This is a genomic window from Mycobacterium sp. MAA66 (assembly GCF_041261665.1).
Classification (GTDB): Bacteria; Actinomycetota; Actinomycetes; order Mycobacteriales; family Mycobacteriaceae; genus Mycobacterium.
In genome coordinates, this window is sequence record NZ_JBGCCC010000010.1 from 1 (window position 1) to 16,596 (window position 16,596).

The following is a 16,596-nucleotide window of genomic DNA, read 5'->3' on the forward strand; positions in this document are numbered from 1 at the left end:
GTCAAGGATCAACCGAAGCAGGTGTAAAGCATCAGCCGAAACCCTGTCAGCCATCAGCCGGAGACGAAACGTCAAGCATCACCCGACGTCATACATGCTCTGAAGTGGGGCGGGCGGGGCTCGAACCCGCGACCAAGGGATTATGAGTCCCCGGCTCTGACCAACTGAGCTACCGCCCCAGCGCAACGAATGCGGCCACTATGTTCGCATGCCGCCCCAGCCGAAGAACGGACTGGTCGCTTTGGACTCGCTCGGCGCTGCGGCATGACGCTGGCGGTGCACATGGCGCCGTTCGACTGCTGACGCCCAACCAACACGAGGCATCATGTTGGGCGTGACCGACATTCACTCGTTCGACAAGGCCCTGCAATTGCAGCCTGTCGATGACACCAGCATGCGCGGCAAAACCCAGCCGGAATGGGCGAACATGGTCGGCCCGTTCGGCGGGATCACTGCGGCGACACTATTGCGTGCGGTCGAGATGCGGCCGGACCGCATCGGTGAACCGCTGGCCCTCACTGTCAACTTCGCGGCGCCCATCACCGACGGCGAGTTCGACATCTCGCTCAAACCCGCCCGCACCAACCGCACCAACCAGCACTGGATTGCCGAACTCAGCCAACAAGACGACGTGAAAACAACGGCCACCATGGTCTTCGGCATCCGTCGAGACACGTGGTCGGACAACGAGACCCGGATGCCGACCGCGCCGCCGCCCGAGGGGCTCGCCACCAGCGGCCCGCCGCTGGTGTGGATGAGCCGATACGACACGCGGTACGTCGAAAACCCTTTCCCGACAGAACATTCCGGGCCCAATCAGTCGTCGAGGTCGACGTTGTGGGTGCGGGATGCGAACCAGCGCGGCATCGATTTCGCCGCGCTCGCAGCAATGTGCGACATCTTCTATCCGCGGGTGTACCTGCGGCGCGGCGAATTCACCCCGGCGGGGACCATCTCGCTGACCACGTACTTTCACGCCAACGGGCACGAGCTCGAAAAACTGGGCGGCGACTTCGTGTTGGGCAGTGCACACGCCGATCGCTTCTCAGACGGATATTTCGACCAGAGCGCACATCTTTGGGCCCGCGACGGCGCGCTGCTGGCCAGCTCCCATCAGATCGTGTATTTCAAGGGCTGAAGGCGCTCAGGAGTACACCGGCTGGCCGTCTACTCCGAGCAGATAGCGCTCGGTCCCCTCGGCCACCCGCGGTGCGTCGCCGCCCAGCGCGACGGCGATCTTGTTGATCCCGTTGCGCATGGCATCCAGGGTGATCTCGGTGGCCTCGGAATCTGAGTAGTGCGCACGGACACCAGCGGCGACCTCAGGGGGTATCGCGGACGGCGTCCACACCAGTGCATCGACGTACCGCAGCGCGGCCTTGTGCCGCTCGTCGAGCAGCACCGAGGATTCGTAGACCTCGATGTCCGAATAGAGCGACTCGTTACCGCCGGCATCCAGGGCCGCACCTTCGCGCAGCGATTTGCAGACTCGGCAGTTGTGCGCGGCCGCGCCGCGCAGCCGCACCAACTCCGTGGTCACCGGGTCCAGTCCGCGCAGCGCGCCGACGGTCCCGGCGAAGTGATTCAGCAGCAGATCCACGGGATCGGTGTCGTGGTCCCAGCCCCCCGGGTCGGTAATGCCGGGCAGGCCCAACGCCGCAAAGCCGGCGCGCACCCGCGGCACAAAATCGGCGATGTAGGTCAGCACAGCCACCTGGAAGGCCCGCTTGCCGAAAGCCGCCAAGAACCCCGCACGCATCTGCGGCGACAGCACCGATACGTCGACGCTGAACTGCTCGGCGAACAACGCCAGCTCTCGATCGTCGAGCGGCGCACCCTCACTGGGTAGCGCCGGTAGCGACAGTGCCTCCGCACAGGTCCGGCGCACCAACGTGTTCAGCGCCGGATCAGGGTTGACGGCGATCAGCTGAGTCAGCAGACCAACAGGCTCCACAGTGATCTTTCTCCCGTCGCTTCGCTCGCCCTGGACGGATTTCCCGTCGCTTCGCTCGCCTTAGACCCCGATTATTGCGCCTGACTGACCGACGACATGTGGAAGTCGGGAATCCGCAGCGACGGCATCTGCGCGCGGGTCGCCCAGTCACCCCATTCGCGGGGCAGTGTGTGCTCGCTGACGCCGACCTCGGTCGCGCGGCGCAGCAGATCCAGCGGGCTCTCGTTGAACCGGAAGTTGTTGACCGCCCCGGTCACTTCACCGTCCTCGATCAGGTACACGCCGTCGCGGGTCAATCCGGTCAACAACAGCACCGCCGGATCGACCTCGCGGATGTACCACAGGGTGCTGAGCAACAGTCCGTGTTCGGTACCGGCGATCATGTCGGCCAGGTCGACCGTGCCGCCGGTCATCAGCAGGTTGTCGGCGGGCACCGCCACCGGAGCGCCGAATTCCCTTGCCGCGGCCCGCGGATAGGCCAGCGCGTTGATCGTCCCGTCCCGAATCCAGTCCACCCGACCGATGTCCAGACCGTTATCGAACACCGAGACCCGCTCCGAAGAACTAGACGCCGCGACAAACGGTTGGCAATCCAGGCCTGGCGCAACGGGATCCGAGTACAAGGTCAGCCCCAGGTCGGTGAGCTTCTCCCCCACCCGGGTGCCGCCCGGCGCCGATAATGCGGTGCGGCCTTCTTGAGCACCGCGGCCGTCCATGGTCCAGCTCAGATAGATCATCATGTCGGCCACTGTGGACGGCGGCATCAGCGTCTCGTACCGACCGGCGGGCAGCTCGACGGTGTGAGCGGACCAGCCGAGCCGCAGTGACAGATCCTCGAGCATGGAATCGATCGGCACATCGACGAAATCTGCGGTACTGACCCCCGACCAGGCACTGGCGCCGCCACGCTTGGCGTTGATCTCCACCGAACCGGTGGGCTGGGTGAACCGGCGTCGAATACCGCCGGAGGTCGCCAGGTAGGTGGTATCCAGCTCGTGGCGGGCGAACCCGTAGAGGGCATCGGCACCGTGGAACCCGTCAACCAAACGTGGTGCAATACCGCCGAATACGGCCGCACCGGTGAGGGCCGACGGTTCTTCCCAATCGTCCGGGCATTCCTGGCCCGACAGCGCCGGGGCACCGTCGCGGGCCTCGGGCGCCGACTGCGCGGCCTGCTGCGAGGCAGCCACCAATCCAGCGATGGTGCCGGGATCGACCTCACTGGACTTCACCGACCCGACCTGCGCGCTATCACCGCGCCGGACGATGGAGATCACCGTGGTTTCCCGGCTGACCGATTCACCGTTGGTGGTCATGGAGTTTCGGGCCCATCGCAGTGACGCGGTGGACCGGTCCGTCACCAGCACGATGGTCTCGTCGGCACCGCCGCGGCGTTTGGCCTCGGCCAGCACCTGCTCGACGACCTGCGGTGCGGTGATCATGAGCGCCCCGATTCAGTCCGCGTGTTGAGCACGTTGATGCCGCGGAACAGCGCCGACGGGCAACCGTGGCTCACCGCGGCCACCTGCCCGGGCTGGGCCTTGCCGCAGTTGAACGCGCCACCAAGTCTCCAAGTCGACCGTCCGCCAACAGCTTCCATGGCCCCCCAGAAGTCGGTGGTGGTGGCCTGGTAGGCGACGTCGCGCAGTTGGCCGTCCAACCTGCCGTCGGTGATCTTGAAGAACCGTTGGCCGGTGAACTGAAAGTTGTACCGCTGCATATCGATTGACCACGATTTGTCACCGACGATGTAGATGCCGTCTTCGACCCGAGAGATCAGGTCTTCGGTGCTCAGCTCCTCGGCGCCGGGTTGCAGTGACACGTTGGCCATCCGCTGGATCGGTACGTGGTGCGGCGAGTCAGCGTACGAGCAGCCGTTGGAGCGGGCCACCCCCAGCTTGGGTGCGAACACCCGGTCCAACTGGTAGCCGACGAACACTCCGTCACGCACGAGGTCCCAGCTCTGGGCGCGTACCCCTTCATCGTCGAATCCGATTGTCGCCAGTCCGTATTCGACGGTGCGGTCGGCGGTGACGTTCATGATCGGTGAGCCGTACTGCATGGTACCCAGCTTGTCCGGGGTGGCGAACGAGGTGCCGGCGTAGGCCGCCTCGTAACCGATGGCCCGGTCGTATTCGGTGGCGTGCCCGATCGATTCGTGGATGGTCAGCCACAGGTTGGTCGGGTCGATCACCAGGTCGGTGGGGCCCGCAGCCACGCTGGGCGCCTTGACCTTCTCGGCGAGCAATGACGGCAACTGCGCCAATTCGGTTGTCCAGTCCCACACCTCGTCCCCGGCGACGGCCTCCCAGCCGCGGGCAGTCGGCGGGGCCAGCGTCCGCATGCTCTCGAAGGTGCCGGCCGCGGTGTCGACGGCCACGGCCTCCAGCGTCGGTAGTACCCGGACCCGCTGCTGAGTGATCGCCGAACCGAATGCGTCGGCGTAGAACACCTGCTCCTTGACCGCGTGCAGACCCGCCGACACATGGTCGACCCCGTCGGCGGCCTGCAGCCGTCCGGTGTATTCGGCCAGTACGGCGATCTTGTCGGCGGCCGGCACCTCGAACGGATCGATGCGGTAGTCCGATATCCACGATACGTTGGCATATACCGGCTCGGGCGCCAGCTCGATGCGCTCGGCATTCAGCGGCGCCAACGACACCGCCACGGCGACCGCACGCCGGGCCGTTTCGGCGGCCACCGCGGGGTCCAGCTCGGCGTGTGAGGCGAAGCCCCAGGTGCCGTCGATGATGACCCGTACCGCCAGGCCGATCTCGCGGGTCACCACCGAAGTTTCCAGTTCGCCGTCGCGCAGCTGGATCATTTCGGTGGTGATGCGGTGTATCCGCAGGTCGGCGTAGCTCGCGCCGGCAGCCAGCGCGGCCGATATGGCGGCCTCGGCCAGCTGGTGGCGCGGCAACGCCAGAAAGTCGGCGTCAACCCGTCGCAGCGCAGTCACGGCTACACCGTAGTAGTCAGCGCCGAAATGACCACGCTTTAATGGCAATGTGCAGCGCCGCCGGTTTCGGGACACCGTGACGGGCTATGCACTGCTCGCGCCCAGCCTGTTCGGGGTGGTGCTCTTTCTGCTGCTGCCGATGCTGGTGGTCGGCTGGCTCAGCCTGCAGCACTGGGACCTGTTGGGGCCGATCCGTTTTATCGGCCTGGACAACTGGCATTCGGTACTGACCGACGCCAGTTTCGGTCGGTCGCTACTGGTCACCCTGGCCTTCGTCGCACTGGTGGTGCCGGTGCAGACCGTCCTTGGGTTGGCAGCGGCACTGATGTTGGCCCGCGGCCTGCCGGGCACCGGCTTCTTCCGTACTCTGTATGTACTGCCCTGGATCTGCTCGCCACTGGCGATCGCGGTGCTGTGGCGGTGGATCCTGTCTCCTACCGACGGGGCCGTCAGCACCGTGCTCGGTCATCGCGTCGAGTGGCTGACCGACCCCACGCTCGCGCTGCCCGTGGTCTCGGCGGTGACGGTATGGACCAACGTCGGCTACGTGGCGTTGTTCTTCCTGGCTGGGATCCTGGCCATCCCCACCGACGTCCAGCACGCGGCCCGGCTGGACGGCGCGGACAGCTGGCAGCGGTTCCGCCACATCACCCTGCCGATGTTGCGCCCCACGTTGTTCTTCGTCCTCGTGACAGGAATTGTCAGCGCCGCACAGGTTTTCGACACGGTGTATGCCCTGACCGGCGGCGGACCACGGGCCCGCACCGATGTGGTGGCGCATCGCATCTACACCGAGGCTTTTGGCAGTGCCGCGGTGGGTCGGGCCGCGGTGATGGCCCTGATCCTGTTCGCACTGCTGCTCGGCGTCACCGCCGTGCAGCACTTCTACTTCCGTCGCCGGGTCAGCTATGACCTCACGTAACGGCCTCATCTACGCGACACTGGTGATCGGCGCCGCGATCACCCTGCTGCCGTTCGGCCTCGGCCTGCTCACGTCGTTCACCTCGGCGCGCCAGTTCAACACCGAATCGGCGCTGTCCCTACCGCATCCGCCGACCCTTGCCAATTACACCGGCCTGGCCGATGCCGGATTCGGCCGCGCCGCCATCGTCACCGCACTGATGACCGCGGTGATCTTGTTGGGCCAGTTGACCTTCTCGGTGACCGCGGCCTACGCCTTAGCCCGGCTGGACTTTCCCGGCCGAGACGTGTTGTTCTGGCTGTATCTGGCAACTCTGATGGTTCCGGCGACGGTCACCGTGGTGCCGTTGTATCTGATGATGGCCGAAGCCGGCCTGCGAAACACCTTCTGGGCGTTGGTTTTGCCGTTCATGTTCGGCTCGCCTTACGCGATCTTCCTGTTGCGCGAGTACTTCCGGTCCATTCCGGCGGACCTGATTCGCGCCGCCCGCGTCGACGGCGCCAGCACAGCCGATGTGATCGTGCACGTGGTGCTGCCGGCCAGCCGCTCGATCCTGGCAACGCTCGCGCTGATCACCGTTGTCTCCCAGTGGAACAGCTTCATGTGGCCGCTCGTGACCACCAGCGGCTCACGGTGGCGGGTGCTAACCGTCGCCACCGCCGGCCTACAGTCCCAGTTCGATGCCCAATGGACGGTGGTCATGGCAGCCACCACGGTGGCGATCGTGCCGCTGGTCGTGATGTTCGGCTTCCTGGGCCGCCACGTGGTCCGGTCGATCGTGCTGACCGGCATCAAATGAAGTTCTCGACCCGGTTCATCATCACCGTGGCGGTCACCATGGTCGCACTGCTGGTGGCTGCGGTACTGCTGGGCCGATCCGATGAGCACGCGGGCAAAACCGTTGTCACGGTGCGGCTGTGGGACCAGCAGGTCGCTACTGCGTACCGCGAATCGTTCGCCGAGTTCGGACGCCGCCATCCGGACATCGAGGTGCGGGTCAATGTGGTGGCGTACGCGTCGTATTTCGACAGCCTGCGCACCGACGTCGCCGGCGGGGGCGCCGATGACATCTTCTGGCTGTCCAACGCCTACCTCGCCGCGTATTCCGATACCGGCCGGCTGCTCGACCTGGGACCGCTGGCCCCCCATGCCCCGAACTGGGACCGATCAGTGGTACGACAGTTCACCCGCGGAGGCGCGCTGCGCGCGGTGCCGCAACTGACCGATGCCGGCATCGCCGTGTACTACAACGCCGACTTGCTCGCCGCCGCCGGCGTCGACCCCGCCGCGTTGGCGACGCTGCACTGGTCCCCGGGCCGCGACGACACGCTGCGGCCATTGCTGGCCCGACTGACCCTGGACCGCAACGGCATTCGAGCCGACGCCCCGGGCTTCGAGGCGGGACAGACCAAGCAGTGGGGCTACAACGCGGCCAATGACTTACAGGGCATCTACCTGAACTACATCGGGTCCGCCGGCGGCGTCTTCTCCGACGGGGACCGGTTCGCCTTCGACAACCCCGGCGCGCGGGCGGCTTTCGACTACCTGGTGCGGCTGATCAACGTCGACCACGTATCGCCCGCTGCGTCGGATACCAACGACAACGGCGACTTCTCCCGCAACCAGTTCCTGGCCGGGCGGATGGCGCTGTTCCAATCGGGCACGTACAACTTGGCGGCGATCGCCGATCAGGCCAAATTCCACTGGGGCGTGGCGATGATGCCGAGCGGACCTCACGGTCGGGTCAGTGTGACCAATGGCGTTGCCGCAGCCGGCAACTCGGCAACCCCCCACGTCGAGGCGACACGCGCTGTACTGGACTGGATGGGCAGCGCCGACGGCAACGCTTTCCTGGGAGCCACCGGCTCGGCCATCCCGGCGGTGCTGGGCGCACAGCGCGTCTATTTCGACTACTGGGCGCGCCGACACATTTCCGTCGACCCGTTTTTCCGGGTGCTGGACGGCCCCCATCTCCAAGCCCCTGGGGGCGCCGGCTTTCCCGCCGGATTCCGGGCCATCAAACCCTATTTCGACGAGATGTTCTTGGGCCGTGCCGACGTGAATTCCAGCCTGGCCCAGGCGCAACGGGCCGCCAACGCCGCCGCCGGACGTTAGTGCCCGTCTCAGCCTTGTTGCGGCGTCGCGAACACCCCATGAGACGAGTGGTGTCTGTGTCGGTTTATCGCGGCCATAATTTGTCGTACCCCTCTGCGATGATGATGTCATGTCCACCACCGCAACACCTTTGGCCGCCGGGGTGCACCCCGGTGAGCGGCTGGAGGTGTTGTTCGAGGAAATCGCGGAGCTGACCGGTCAGCGCAACGCGATCGACGGGCGCCTGGTGCAGATCGTCGCGGAGATCGAACGTGACGAACTGTGGGGCGCTACCGGTGCCCGGTCACTGCCGTCGTTGGTCGCGTGGAAAACCGGGGTCACACCACACAACGCCGAAACCATCGTGGCCGTCGCGCATCGCCTGGCCGAGTTCCCGGCGTGCCTCGACGGGATGAGCGACGGCCGGCTGTCGTTGGATCAGGTCGGGGTGATCGCCGAACGCGCAGCAGACGGCTCCGATGCGCACTACGCCGAAATGGCCGCGGTGGCTACCGTCAACCAGTTGCGCACCGCCATCAAACTCGAACCACGCCCCGACCCCGATCCCCGGCCTGAACCCCAGCGCTCGATCACCAAGACGATCGGCGATGAGTACACGACCTGGCGGATCCGGTTACCGAAGCTGGAGGCCGCGACATTCGAGGCCGGCTTGGAGTCCCATCACGATGCGCTGATCGCCGACTGGAAACGCGACCACGACACCGACGAACCCGTGTCGGAGCAGGCGCCGCCGTTCCCGGACACCGTCGATGCGTTCATGAGTCTGGTCGAAGCCGGCTGGGACGCCGATGTCGCCCGGCGCCCACACGGGCAACACACCACCGTGGTGGTGCATGTCGATGTTGACAAGTCTTCTGCTGCACTTCATCTGGGCCAGCTGCTCACTGACGACGAGCGCCGATTGCTGCTGTGCGACGCGACCTGCGAAGTGTGGCTGCAGCGCCACGGGCAACCGATCGGTGCGGGACGTGGCACCCGGCAGATCAGCCGTCGGCTGCGCCGCGCGCTCGAACACCGGGACCGGTGCTGTGTCGTGCCCGGCTGCGGGGCCACCCGAGGATTGCACGCTCACCACATCACCCATTGGGAAGACAGCGGACCCACCGACCTACACAACCTGGTACTGCTCTGCCCGTATCACCACCGGTTGCATCACCGCGGCGCCATCACCATCACCGGACCCGCCGACCAACTCATCGTCACCGACACCACCGGACAACAACTCACCAACAGCTCACTGGCCCGACCACCAACCACCCCACCACCCGACGTCCCACCATGCCCCGGACCCACCGGCGAACGCGCCCAATGGTGGTGGTACCAACCATTCCACCCACCACCACCGTCCACAAACTAAACGGATTCTCCCGCGATACGGCGGGACGGAGAAGGCTGGCCGACAAGGGAATTCGCGGCTGGACCCGCCCTCCGGGTGTACCTCTCACGCTTGCACTAGAGCGCGCTGGTGGTCAACGCGGTGAACCCTTCCACCCACACCGACAGCACGCACATCGCGGTCACGATCACCCACGCCACCACGTCGGCCCTGCCGGGTCGGGAGGGGTACGCCGAAATCTGGCCGGCCCCACCACGAGCGGTGATCGCATCACCCATTTCGTCGCCACGGCGCAACGCCACGGTGATGGCTGCGGCAAGCAGGTCGACGATCTCCGCCGCACGCTGACGCCGACGTTGCCGACGGCCCGCCGCTTGCCGACGCGGCCGTAGTCGGCGGGCCGCGAACAGCACCCGGTATTCCTCGATCAACATCGGGAACGCCCGCAAGGCCAGCGCCAGCGTGACCGCCCACTCATCTACGGGTATGCGCAACCGGCGCAGTGGCCCGCCCAATGTGGCTACTGCAGGCGCGATTTCGGCCACATTGGTGGTCCAGGAAACCAAGGCGCCGAGTCCCAACAGCACGATCGACAGCAGGGTGATCTGAAAGAACTTCAGCAGTCCACCGAGGCCGAAAACCTGCGAGCCCACGGTGATGAAGGGATACCCGCCGGCCATCGCCGCGGTGGCGCCGCCCAGCGCCAGCAGAATCCACAAGAATCGAGGTACTCCGGGCAGCACACTGCGCGGAATGTGCGCCAGCCTGGCGGTCACCAGTACCAACGCCGCCACCAACCCGATCGGAATCCAGCCGGGATATACGGTGAGGACCACGCCGATCAAGGCCACCGCGGTCAACTTCGTGCCTGCCCACAGCCGGTGGATGACCGAGTCCCCCGGTACCGGTCGCAGCAGCACAACCGATCGGCGTTGGCGCGTCGTGGGTGCCGTCATGAGCGGCCTCCCGCCGTGATCGGTGCCTCGACCAACGCACCCCGATGCAGATTCAGCACCCGCGGGCACAGCTCTTCGAGCCCGGCAAAGTCGTGCGAAATCACCACCACGGTCAGGCCGGTGGTGTGCCGCAGTTCGGCCAGCAACGAGACCAAGGCGCGCTGGCTGTCGGCATCCAGACCGGCCAGCGGCTCGTCGAGGATCAGCGCCCGGGGCCGTCGGGCCAACAATCCGGCCAGCACCACCCGGCGCATCTGACCGCCACTGAGCTGGTCGATCCGGCGGTCGGCCAGGGCTGGGTCAAGGCCCACCATGGCCAGCGCCTCGGCGACACGGGCCCGGTCATGCCGCGAGAACCCGGCACTCGAGGCGATCTCCCGACCCACCCGCGATCGCATCAACTGCAGTCGGGCGGCCTGGAACGACATCGCCACGGCGCCAACCTGTTCGGACACCGGAGCACCGTCGAGCAGACAGCTGCCGCTGGTCGGGACGGTCAATCCGGCCATGATCCAGGCCAAGGTCGACTTGCCAGATCCGTTGAGACCGTGGATCAGCAGACCCTCACCCTCGCGCACGGTGAAGCTGACGTCACTCAGAGCCGTTGATTCCCAAGGGGTTCCACTGTTGTACTGATGGCTGACGTGTTGTAGCTCCAGCACGACCGACCCGCGCGGTTCGTCCTCGGAGGCGATCGGCACCGATGCGGTCTGGACCATTTCGATGTTGTCGGCATGGCTGGACAAGCGCACCACCCGGTCGGCGGCGTCGGCCTCGTCGTTGTAATGCGTGATGTGCACGAGTGCGGTCTGATGGTTGCGGGTCAGGTCGGACAGCACCGAGATGAGCCCGTCGCGGCCCTGCTGATCGACCATGCTGGTGACCTCGTCGGCGATGAGCAGCGCGGGTTCACGCGCGAGCGCGGCCGCCACCGCCAGGCGTTGCAGCTCACCGCCGGACAGCCCGCCGGTATCGCGGTCGGCCAGTCCGTCCAGGCCCACCTCGGCCAGCAAGCGCTCCACATCTGTGGGGTGTCCCGGCGGCAACCCCCACACCACGTCGTCGGCCACGCGGGTGCCCAGGACCTGACTCTCGGGGTGTTGCATGATCACGGCCGTGCCGCCGGGGTGGCCCAGACCGACCGCTCCCGGCCGCTCGATGGTGCCGGCGGTGGCCGCACGCCCGGCCAGCATGAGCATCAGCGTCGTCTTGCCGGAACCGTTGGCGCCCGTGACGGCGACATGCTCGCCGGCGTCGACGGTCATGGTCACCGGACCCAACGCGTCATGACTGGTACCCGGGTACCGGAATCTGACGTCATCGAGCCGGACCGGAACCGGCGCCGCGGCGGCGCAGACGCCGTCGACGTCGAGCTTGTGGACGTCGGGGATGCCCAACAGCCGAGTCAGCACGCGAGACAGTGCCCACCATCCGATGAACGTCACGATCACCGAGTTGATGACCACGGCAACGACGATCAGCACCGGCCAGTAGTGCAGCATGGTGGCGAAGTCGGACCGCAGATGTTCGGCGCTGTCGCGCATGCCAGGGATCTTGTCCAGCGAGTTGGCCAGGCCGTCGATGTTGGCGGTCATCGATGCGAACATCAATTCGCGGGGACGCGACACGGCCAACAGGAACAGCACGCCCAGCGCACCGAAGACAGCGCCAGCGCCGACCGCGGAGGCGGCAACCATCAGACGGCCACTGCGCCGACGGATCACAATGCCGGTGAGTCCGCCGATGTAGGCCGTGTGCACGACCGTGAACAAGCCACCGAGTCCGGCGATCAGAAACGCAATGGTGCAGCCCGCGACGGCGGCGGCCACCAGTACACGCAGCCGATACCGGTACGCCAGCAAACCCATCGGCACGGTGCCCAGCATGGCCAGAACCGCGGCGAACGGTACGACGACGGCAATGATCGCGGTGGCCGCGCACAGCGCCGCCATGACGGCCGCCTGCGCGAGTTCACCAGGATGCAGGGCACCGGCGTGACGTGGCGTGCCGGTTACGGTCATTTCTCAATAGTGCCAGTCATCAGCTGCGTCTCACCGGTGTCGCCTACATAGAAGATCTATGCAATCATGACGACCATGCCTGAACCCGCGGGCGATGCGACGCTCGCCGCCGACCTCCTCTCGGTGGTCGCGCGACTGAACCGGCTGGCCAATCAACGCGTGCGACTGTCCATACCGTTCGCCCAGGCCCGCTTGCTGTCCACCATCGAGGACCAGCGCATGGCGCGAATCTCCGACCTGGCCGCGCTGGATCACTCCTCACAACCGACGATGACCACCCAGGTGCATCGACTCGAAGACGCCGGCCTGGTGGCCCGCTCCGCCGATCCCGAGGACGCCCGCGCCGTGCTGATCAGCATCACCCCGGCAGGCGTGGCCACCCTGGCCCAGGTCCGGGTCGACCGCGGCGGCGCCGTCGACCCCTACCTGGAGCAGCTTGACAGCACCGACCGGGCTACCCTGATTTCCGCCGTCGCCATCATGCGCAGGCTGCTGGCCGCAGCCACCGAACAGCGCCGCTGAAAGTTCTGCAGGACCCTCCCATCGGCGGATCGGACCGGCTAGCGTCGGGGCCATGACGCAGTCCACCGAGGCCACCCTGTCCGATCACCTGCGCAACACCCTCGACGGTCGCTGGCGCGACGTGAAAAACAAGATGCGCCAGGAACTCTCGAATGAGATCTTTCGCCCGCACTACACGCCGATCACCTCGATCGCCCGCACCAAGGTCAACGAACAGCTCAAGATCATGGCAGCCCACGGTGTCGCCGAGGATGGCTTCGCCAAGGCCCACGGTGGCTCGGGCAACTTCGGCGCGGCCGTGATCCGCATCGAAATGCTCGCCATGAGTGACCTGTCACTGATGGTCAAGGCCGGCGTGCAGTGGGGTCTGTTCGGCGGAGCCATCGAGAACCTGGGCACTCAACGTCATCACGACGCGTACGTCCGGCGGATCATCGACCTGGACCTGCTGGGTTGCTTCGCGATGACCGAAACCGGCCACGGCAGTGACGTGCAGTCGCTGGAGACGACCGCCACCTACGATCCGGCTACGCAGGAGTTCGTGATCGACTCCCCAACCCCGACTGCGCGCAAGGACTACATAGGTGGAGCGGCCGCGACCGCGCGGGTAGCCGCAGTTTTTGCCCAACTCATCACCGGCGGCGAGAGCTACGGTGTGCATTGCTTCGTGGTGCCGATCCGCGATGCCGACGGAAATGACCTGCCCGGGGTGACGACTTCGGACTGCGAATACAAGGGCGGGCTACCCGGTGTGGACAACGGGCGGATCATGTTCGACCACGTCAGGGTGCCGCGCGAGAACCTGCTGAACCGCTACGGCGACGTCAGCGCCGATGGCACGTACAGCTCGCCGATCGAGAACCCCGGCCGGCGGTTCTTCACCATGTTGGGCACCCTGATCCGCGGACGCATCACCGTCGGCGGCAGCTCGGCCGCGGCGGCGCGGGTGGCGCTGGACATCGCAACCCGGTATGCATTGCAGCGCAGGCAATTTGAGGCACCTAAGTCCGACCAAGAGGTGCTGATCATGGACTATCTGGTACACCAGCGCCGGTTGCTCCCGCTGATCGCCGAGTCCTACGCGCTGCAGTTCGCGCAGAACGAGCTGGTGGCCAAGATGCAAGAACTACAGTCCGCCGACCAGCCCGACGCCGAGGAGCAACGCGAGCTTGAGTCCCGCGCCGCCGGGCTCAAGGCCGCCAACAGCTGGCACGCATCACACGCCATTCAAGAGGCGCGCGAAGCCTGCGGCGGCGCCGGCTATCTGGCCGAGAATCGGCTGATCGCGTTGCGCGCCGACACCGATGTCTTCACCACCTTCGAAGGCGACAACCATGTGCTGACCCAATTGGTGGCCAAGGAACTGCTGACCGCCTATGCCGATGACATCAAGGGTATGAGCCCATTTGAATGGGTTCGCTTCGCCGCCAACACCGTTGGCGACCGAGTGGTCAAGCGTACCGCGGCTGAGACGATCATCCAGACCGTGCTGGACAGCCGTCAGGACAACGAGGAAGAGGGCAGCCTGTTCAACCGAGGCACCCAGATCAAGATGTTCGAGGACCGCGAGGAGTACCTGCTGAGCTCAGTGGCACGCCGGTTGCAGGCCAAGTCCAAGGAGCTCTCGCCATTCGACGCGTTCAACTCGGTGCAGGACCACGTGCTGCACGCCGCATCGGGCCATATCGATCGAATTGTGTTGGAGGCCTTCGTCGCCGGTATCGAATCCTGTCAGGACCGAGAGGCACGCAAACTACTGTCGCTGGTGTGCGACCTGTACGCGCTGTCGGTGATCGAGAAGGACAAGGCCTGGTACGTCGAGCACCGCTACCTGTCCACCGAACGCGCCAAGGCAGTGACCCGGGGCATCAACGACCTCTGCCGACGGCTGCGGCCATTCGCCGAAACCCTGGTCGACGGGTTCGGGATTCCCGAGCAGCTGCGGTACGCCGAGATGCTGCACCCGGAGCTCATCGCTGCCGCCGACTGACCGCGCTACGGCCCCGGGATCGGGCCGCGCGCTTTGAGCTTGCCGCCGTCGACGGTGAACTCGACGCTGCCGATACCCGTTGGCAGACCGGGCTTGTCGTTCGCCTGCTGCCACTGATACTGCACATTGACCGAGTCGGCACTGGCGTTGGTCACGGTGATGTAGGGCCGCGGGTTCGGGGTCGGCGAGCCCAGCGCGGCGTCGTGGTTGAAGAACAACACCTGCTGCGGGCTGTCGGGCGTGTGCTTGAGCGGACTGACCTGCACCCAGTACAGCGCACAGTTCGACGTGTGGCCGCTACCTACGACCGTCCATGGTCCGGATGGCAGCGCCCGAACCGCCGCGGTGACCACCTCGGGGTTCGGGGCGTCGGCAGTGGTGCAGGTGTCCGGGCCGGCCGGCGGCGGAGCCTTGGGGCTCCAGCCGCAACCGGCGGCCAACAGCGCCGACACAGCAGTGATGGTGAGTGCTGTGGTGACGCGGGTAGGACGCATGGTGTCAGCGTACGGACTGCCTCGACCGCACGTACCGGTCTGGCGTCACGCCATCACATGCCGGGACCATACAGACCAAAACGCAGGTCGGGGTCGCCGGGAACCCAGTCGTTGGTGAACTGCGAGCGGGCGCCCATGGCCGACACCCGGTCGACGAGCTGATTGCCGAGTTGAAGCTGTCCCGGCTCCCACCGCTTGAGCGCTTCGACGATCCCGCCGTCGTGGTTCCCCAGCTGGTCATGGAGAGCCCACGCGTCGGCGGCGGCCTTCGCCGAGCCCGCTGCCGCGTGCGGCCTGGCTGCGAACGCGGCGTCGCCCACGATGGCGATCCGGCCGTCGGCCATCGCCGGGCTGCGAGTGTCGAACACCACCTGCAGGTAAGGCTGTTCGGTGCCGACCACGACCTCGGCCACCGCCGGCGCGAGCTCGGTGACAGCGGCTGCCTTCATCTCCTCGATGAAGCGCTGCTGAACACCACCAGGATGCAGCGACACCGGCGCTTCGAATCCGCGCACGTCGGTGGTGAGTTCGTTCAACTCGGGACCGTCGGCCACGTTGCGGTACCAGACGTAGTTGAGCAGCCGCTTGCCCACCTCGAGCTCACCGTCCATACCGGGGATCGTGTATGTGATGGCCTGCGTGTTCTGGCCCAGGCTGTAGGTCAAGGAATCGGCAAGGATGGCCCGCGTCTCATCGCTCACCAGGTCCTCACGCACCGTCCCGCGCCAGCCGACATAGCCCGAGTATTGCCGCGTCAGGTCTGGGAACAGGCGCCGCCGGCCGGTCGAACTGATGCCGTCGGCGAACACCACCAAGTGGGCGGATTCCCTTCGGCCAGAAGCAAATCGCAATTCGACGCGGTCGGCATCCTGACTGAAGCCGACGAAGGATTCACCCAGGTGGTAGTGCTCGTGACCGAAGTCGCTCAGCAGCGCGCGGTAGACGGTATCCCACGAGGTATAGCGCCACTGCATCGCCTCGTCATGCAGGATCTCGTTGTCCTGACCCAGATAGCGCACGTGCGAGCTCTTGGTGCTGAGCTCTTCGATCTGACGCGTGCTGTGGCCGTCGAACCACTTCATCATGATCGGCTGCAGGACGATTCCCCCGCCGCGGTGCTCCAGGTTGGTGGGTGTCCGCTCGAACACGTCGACGGTGAAGCCCAGCTCGCGGAGCAGTAGTGCGGTGGTGAGCCCGCCGATCGAGCCGCCGACGACGACGGCCCGTGAACCGATGTAGGACTGCATGGTCAAACCTCCTTGGCACGTCTGCTGATGCTCCAACTCTGCGCCAAGCGGCCTCGCAAGTGGTTGTGAGAACACATAGG

Annotated in this window: 14 protein-coding genes and 1 tRNA gene; 7 read left to right on the forward strand and 8 right to left on the reverse strand. The window is 66.0% G+C overall.

Translation table 11 applies throughout. From position 1 onward, the window contains the following. Positions 1-105 precede the first annotated feature (105 nt). A tRNA-Ile gene (locus ABIA30_RS22275) sits at positions 106-179 on the reverse strand. 155 nt (positions 180-334) lie between these two features. On the opposite strand from ABIA30_RS22275, the gene ABIA30_RS22280 reads away from it, so the two are divergent. After that, entirely contained in the window at positions 335-1,138 is an 804-nt protein-coding gene (locus tag ABIA30_RS22280) for an acyl-CoA thioesterase (protein ID WP_370069434.1), read from the forward strand. 6 nt (positions 1,139-1,144) lie between these two features. Here ABIA30_RS22280 and ABIA30_RS22285 read toward each other — a convergent pair whose 3' ends face one another. From ABIA30_RS22285 to ABIA30_RS22295, 3 genes are all read right to left on the reverse strand, one after another. Further along, a complete protein-coding gene (locus ABIA30_RS22285; RefSeq protein WP_370069436.1) occupies positions 1,145-1,954 on the reverse strand; it encodes a carboxymuconolactone decarboxylase family protein in 810 nt (269 codons plus the stop codon). 71 nt (positions 1,955-2,025) lie between these two features. Next, entirely contained in the window at positions 2,026-3,396 is a 1,371-nt protein-coding gene (locus ABIA30_RS22290; protein ID WP_370069438.1) for a metallopeptidase TldD-related protein, read from the reverse strand. Further along, positions 3,393-4,913 carry a TldD/PmbA family protein gene (locus ABIA30_RS22295; RefSeq protein WP_370069440.1) on the reverse strand — a complete coding sequence of 507 codons (1,521 nt, stop codon included), beginning with the start codon at positions 4,911-4,913 and terminating at the stop codon, positions 3,393-3,395. Before ABIA30_RS22295 ends, ABIA30_RS22290 begins: the two co-directional genes overlap by 4 nt. A gap of 49 nt (positions 4,914-4,962) precedes the next feature. Between ABIA30_RS22295 and ABIA30_RS22300 the strand changes: the two genes are divergently transcribed. The 4 genes from ABIA30_RS22300 to ABIA30_RS22315 all read left to right on the forward strand — a co-directional run bounded on the left by ABIA30_RS22300 (position 4,963) and on the right by ABIA30_RS22315 (position 9,307). Continuing rightward, positions 4,963-5,835, forward strand: a complete 873-nt coding sequence (locus ABIA30_RS22300; protein ID WP_370069442.1) for a carbohydrate ABC transporter permease — start codon at positions 4,963-4,965, stop codon at positions 5,833-5,835. Further along, positions 5,822-6,634 carry a carbohydrate ABC transporter permease gene (locus ABIA30_RS22305; protein WP_370069444.1) on the forward strand — a complete coding sequence of 271 codons (813 nt, stop codon included), beginning with the start codon at positions 5,822-5,824 and terminating at the stop codon, positions 6,632-6,634. Before ABIA30_RS22300 ends, ABIA30_RS22305 begins: the two co-directional genes overlap by 14 nt. Beyond that, positions 6,631-7,950 (forward strand): sugar ABC transporter substrate-binding protein, encoded by a 1,320-nt coding sequence (locus tag ABIA30_RS22310; protein ID WP_370069446.1) that lies wholly within the window; start codon positions 6,631-6,633, stop codon positions 7,948-7,950. The genes ABIA30_RS22305 and ABIA30_RS22310 overlap by 4 nt, the downstream gene beginning before the upstream one ends. A gap of 109 nt (positions 7,951-8,059) precedes the next feature. Further along, positions 8,060-9,307: a DUF222 domain-containing protein gene (locus tag ABIA30_RS22315; RefSeq protein ID WP_370069448.1), complete on the forward strand. Its 1,248-nt coding sequence runs from the start codon at positions 8,060-8,062 to the stop codon at positions 9,305-9,307. 95 nt (positions 9,308-9,402) lie between these two features. Here ABIA30_RS22315 and ABIA30_RS22320 read toward each other — a convergent pair whose 3' ends face one another. Together ABIA30_RS22320 and ABIA30_RS22325 are read right to left on the reverse strand one after the other, a co-directional pair. After that, a complete protein-coding gene (locus ABIA30_RS22320; RefSeq protein ID WP_370069450.1) occupies positions 9,403-10,242 on the reverse strand; it encodes a CbiQ family ECF transporter T component in 840 nt (279 codons plus the stop codon). Then, positions 10,239-12,263, reverse strand: a complete 2,025-nt coding sequence (locus tag ABIA30_RS22325; RefSeq protein ID WP_370069452.1) for a DUF2232 domain-containing protein — start codon at positions 12,261-12,263, stop codon at positions 10,239-10,241. The genes ABIA30_RS22320 and ABIA30_RS22325 overlap by 4 nt, the downstream gene beginning before the upstream one ends. A gap of 75 nt (positions 12,264-12,338) precedes the next feature. Between ABIA30_RS22325 and ABIA30_RS22330 the strand changes: the two genes are divergently transcribed. After that, on the forward strand, positions 12,339-12,785 hold the full coding sequence (locus tag ABIA30_RS22330) for a MarR family winged helix-turn-helix transcriptional regulator (protein WP_370069454.1): 447 nt from the start codon (positions 12,339-12,341) through the stop codon (positions 12,783-12,785). 52 nt (positions 12,786-12,837) lie between these two features. Then, complete coding sequence (locus tag ABIA30_RS22335) at positions 12,838-14,775, forward strand: acyl-CoA dehydrogenase (protein WP_370069456.1); 1,938 nt, start codon at positions 12,838-12,840, stop codon at positions 14,773-14,775. 5 nt (positions 14,776-14,780) lie between these two features. On the opposite strand, the gene ABIA30_RS22340 is transcribed toward ABIA30_RS22335, so the two are convergent. After that, positions 14,781-15,269 carry an LppP/LprE family lipoprotein gene (locus ABIA30_RS22340; RefSeq protein ID WP_370069458.1) on the reverse strand — a complete coding sequence of 163 codons (489 nt, stop codon included), beginning with the start codon at positions 15,267-15,269 and terminating at the stop codon, positions 14,781-14,783. A gap of 53 nt (positions 15,270-15,322) precedes the next feature. Further along, on the reverse strand, positions 15,323-16,516 hold the full coding sequence (locus ABIA30_RS22345; protein WP_370069460.1) for an FAD-dependent monooxygenase: 1,194 nt from the start codon (positions 16,514-16,516) through the stop codon (positions 15,323-15,325). Positions 16,517-16,596 lie beyond the last annotated feature (80 nt).

What these genes read in the sequence shown, in the direction of transcription:
- ABIA30_RS22335 (WP_370069456.1), top strand. Translation starts at nt 12,838, where the DNA reads ATGACGCAGTCCACCGAGGCCACCCTGTCCGATCACCTGCGCAACACC.
- ABIA30_RS22315 (WP_370069448.1), top strand. Translation starts at nt 8,060, where the DNA reads ATGTCCACCACCGCAACACCTTTGGCCGCCGGGGTGCACCCCGGTGAG.
- ABIA30_RS22320 (WP_370069450.1), bottom strand. Translation starts at nt 10,242, where the DNA reads ATGACGGCACCCACGACGCGCCAACGCCGATCGGTTGTGCTGCTGCGA.
- ABIA30_RS22305 (WP_370069444.1), top strand. Translation starts at nt 5,822, where the DNA reads ATGACCTCACGTAACGGCCTCATCTACGCGACACTGGTGATCGGCGCC.
- ABIA30_RS22330 (WP_370069454.1), top strand. Translation starts at nt 12,339, where the DNA reads ATGCCTGAACCCGCGGGCGATGCGACGCTCGCCGCCGACCTCCTCTCG.
- ABIA30_RS22325 (WP_370069452.1), bottom strand. Translation starts at nt 12,263, where the DNA reads ATGACCGTAACCGGCACGCCACGTCACGCCGGTGCCCTGCATCCTGGT.
- ABIA30_RS22340 (WP_370069458.1), bottom strand. Translation starts at nt 15,269, where the DNA reads ATGCGTCCTACCCGCGTCACCACAGCACTCACCATCACTGCTGTGTCG.
- ABIA30_RS22345 (WP_370069460.1), bottom strand. Translation starts at nt 16,516, where the DNA reads ATGCAGTCCTACATCGGTTCACGGGCCGTCGTCGTCGGCGGCTCGATC.
- ABIA30_RS22290 (WP_370069438.1), bottom strand. Translation starts at nt 3,396, where the DNA reads ATGATCACCGCACCGCAGGTCGTCGAGCAGGTGCTGGCCGAGGCCAAA.
- ABIA30_RS22310 (WP_370069446.1), top strand. Translation starts at nt 6,631, where the DNA reads ATGAAGTTCTCGACCCGGTTCATCATCACCGTGGCGGTCACCATGGTC.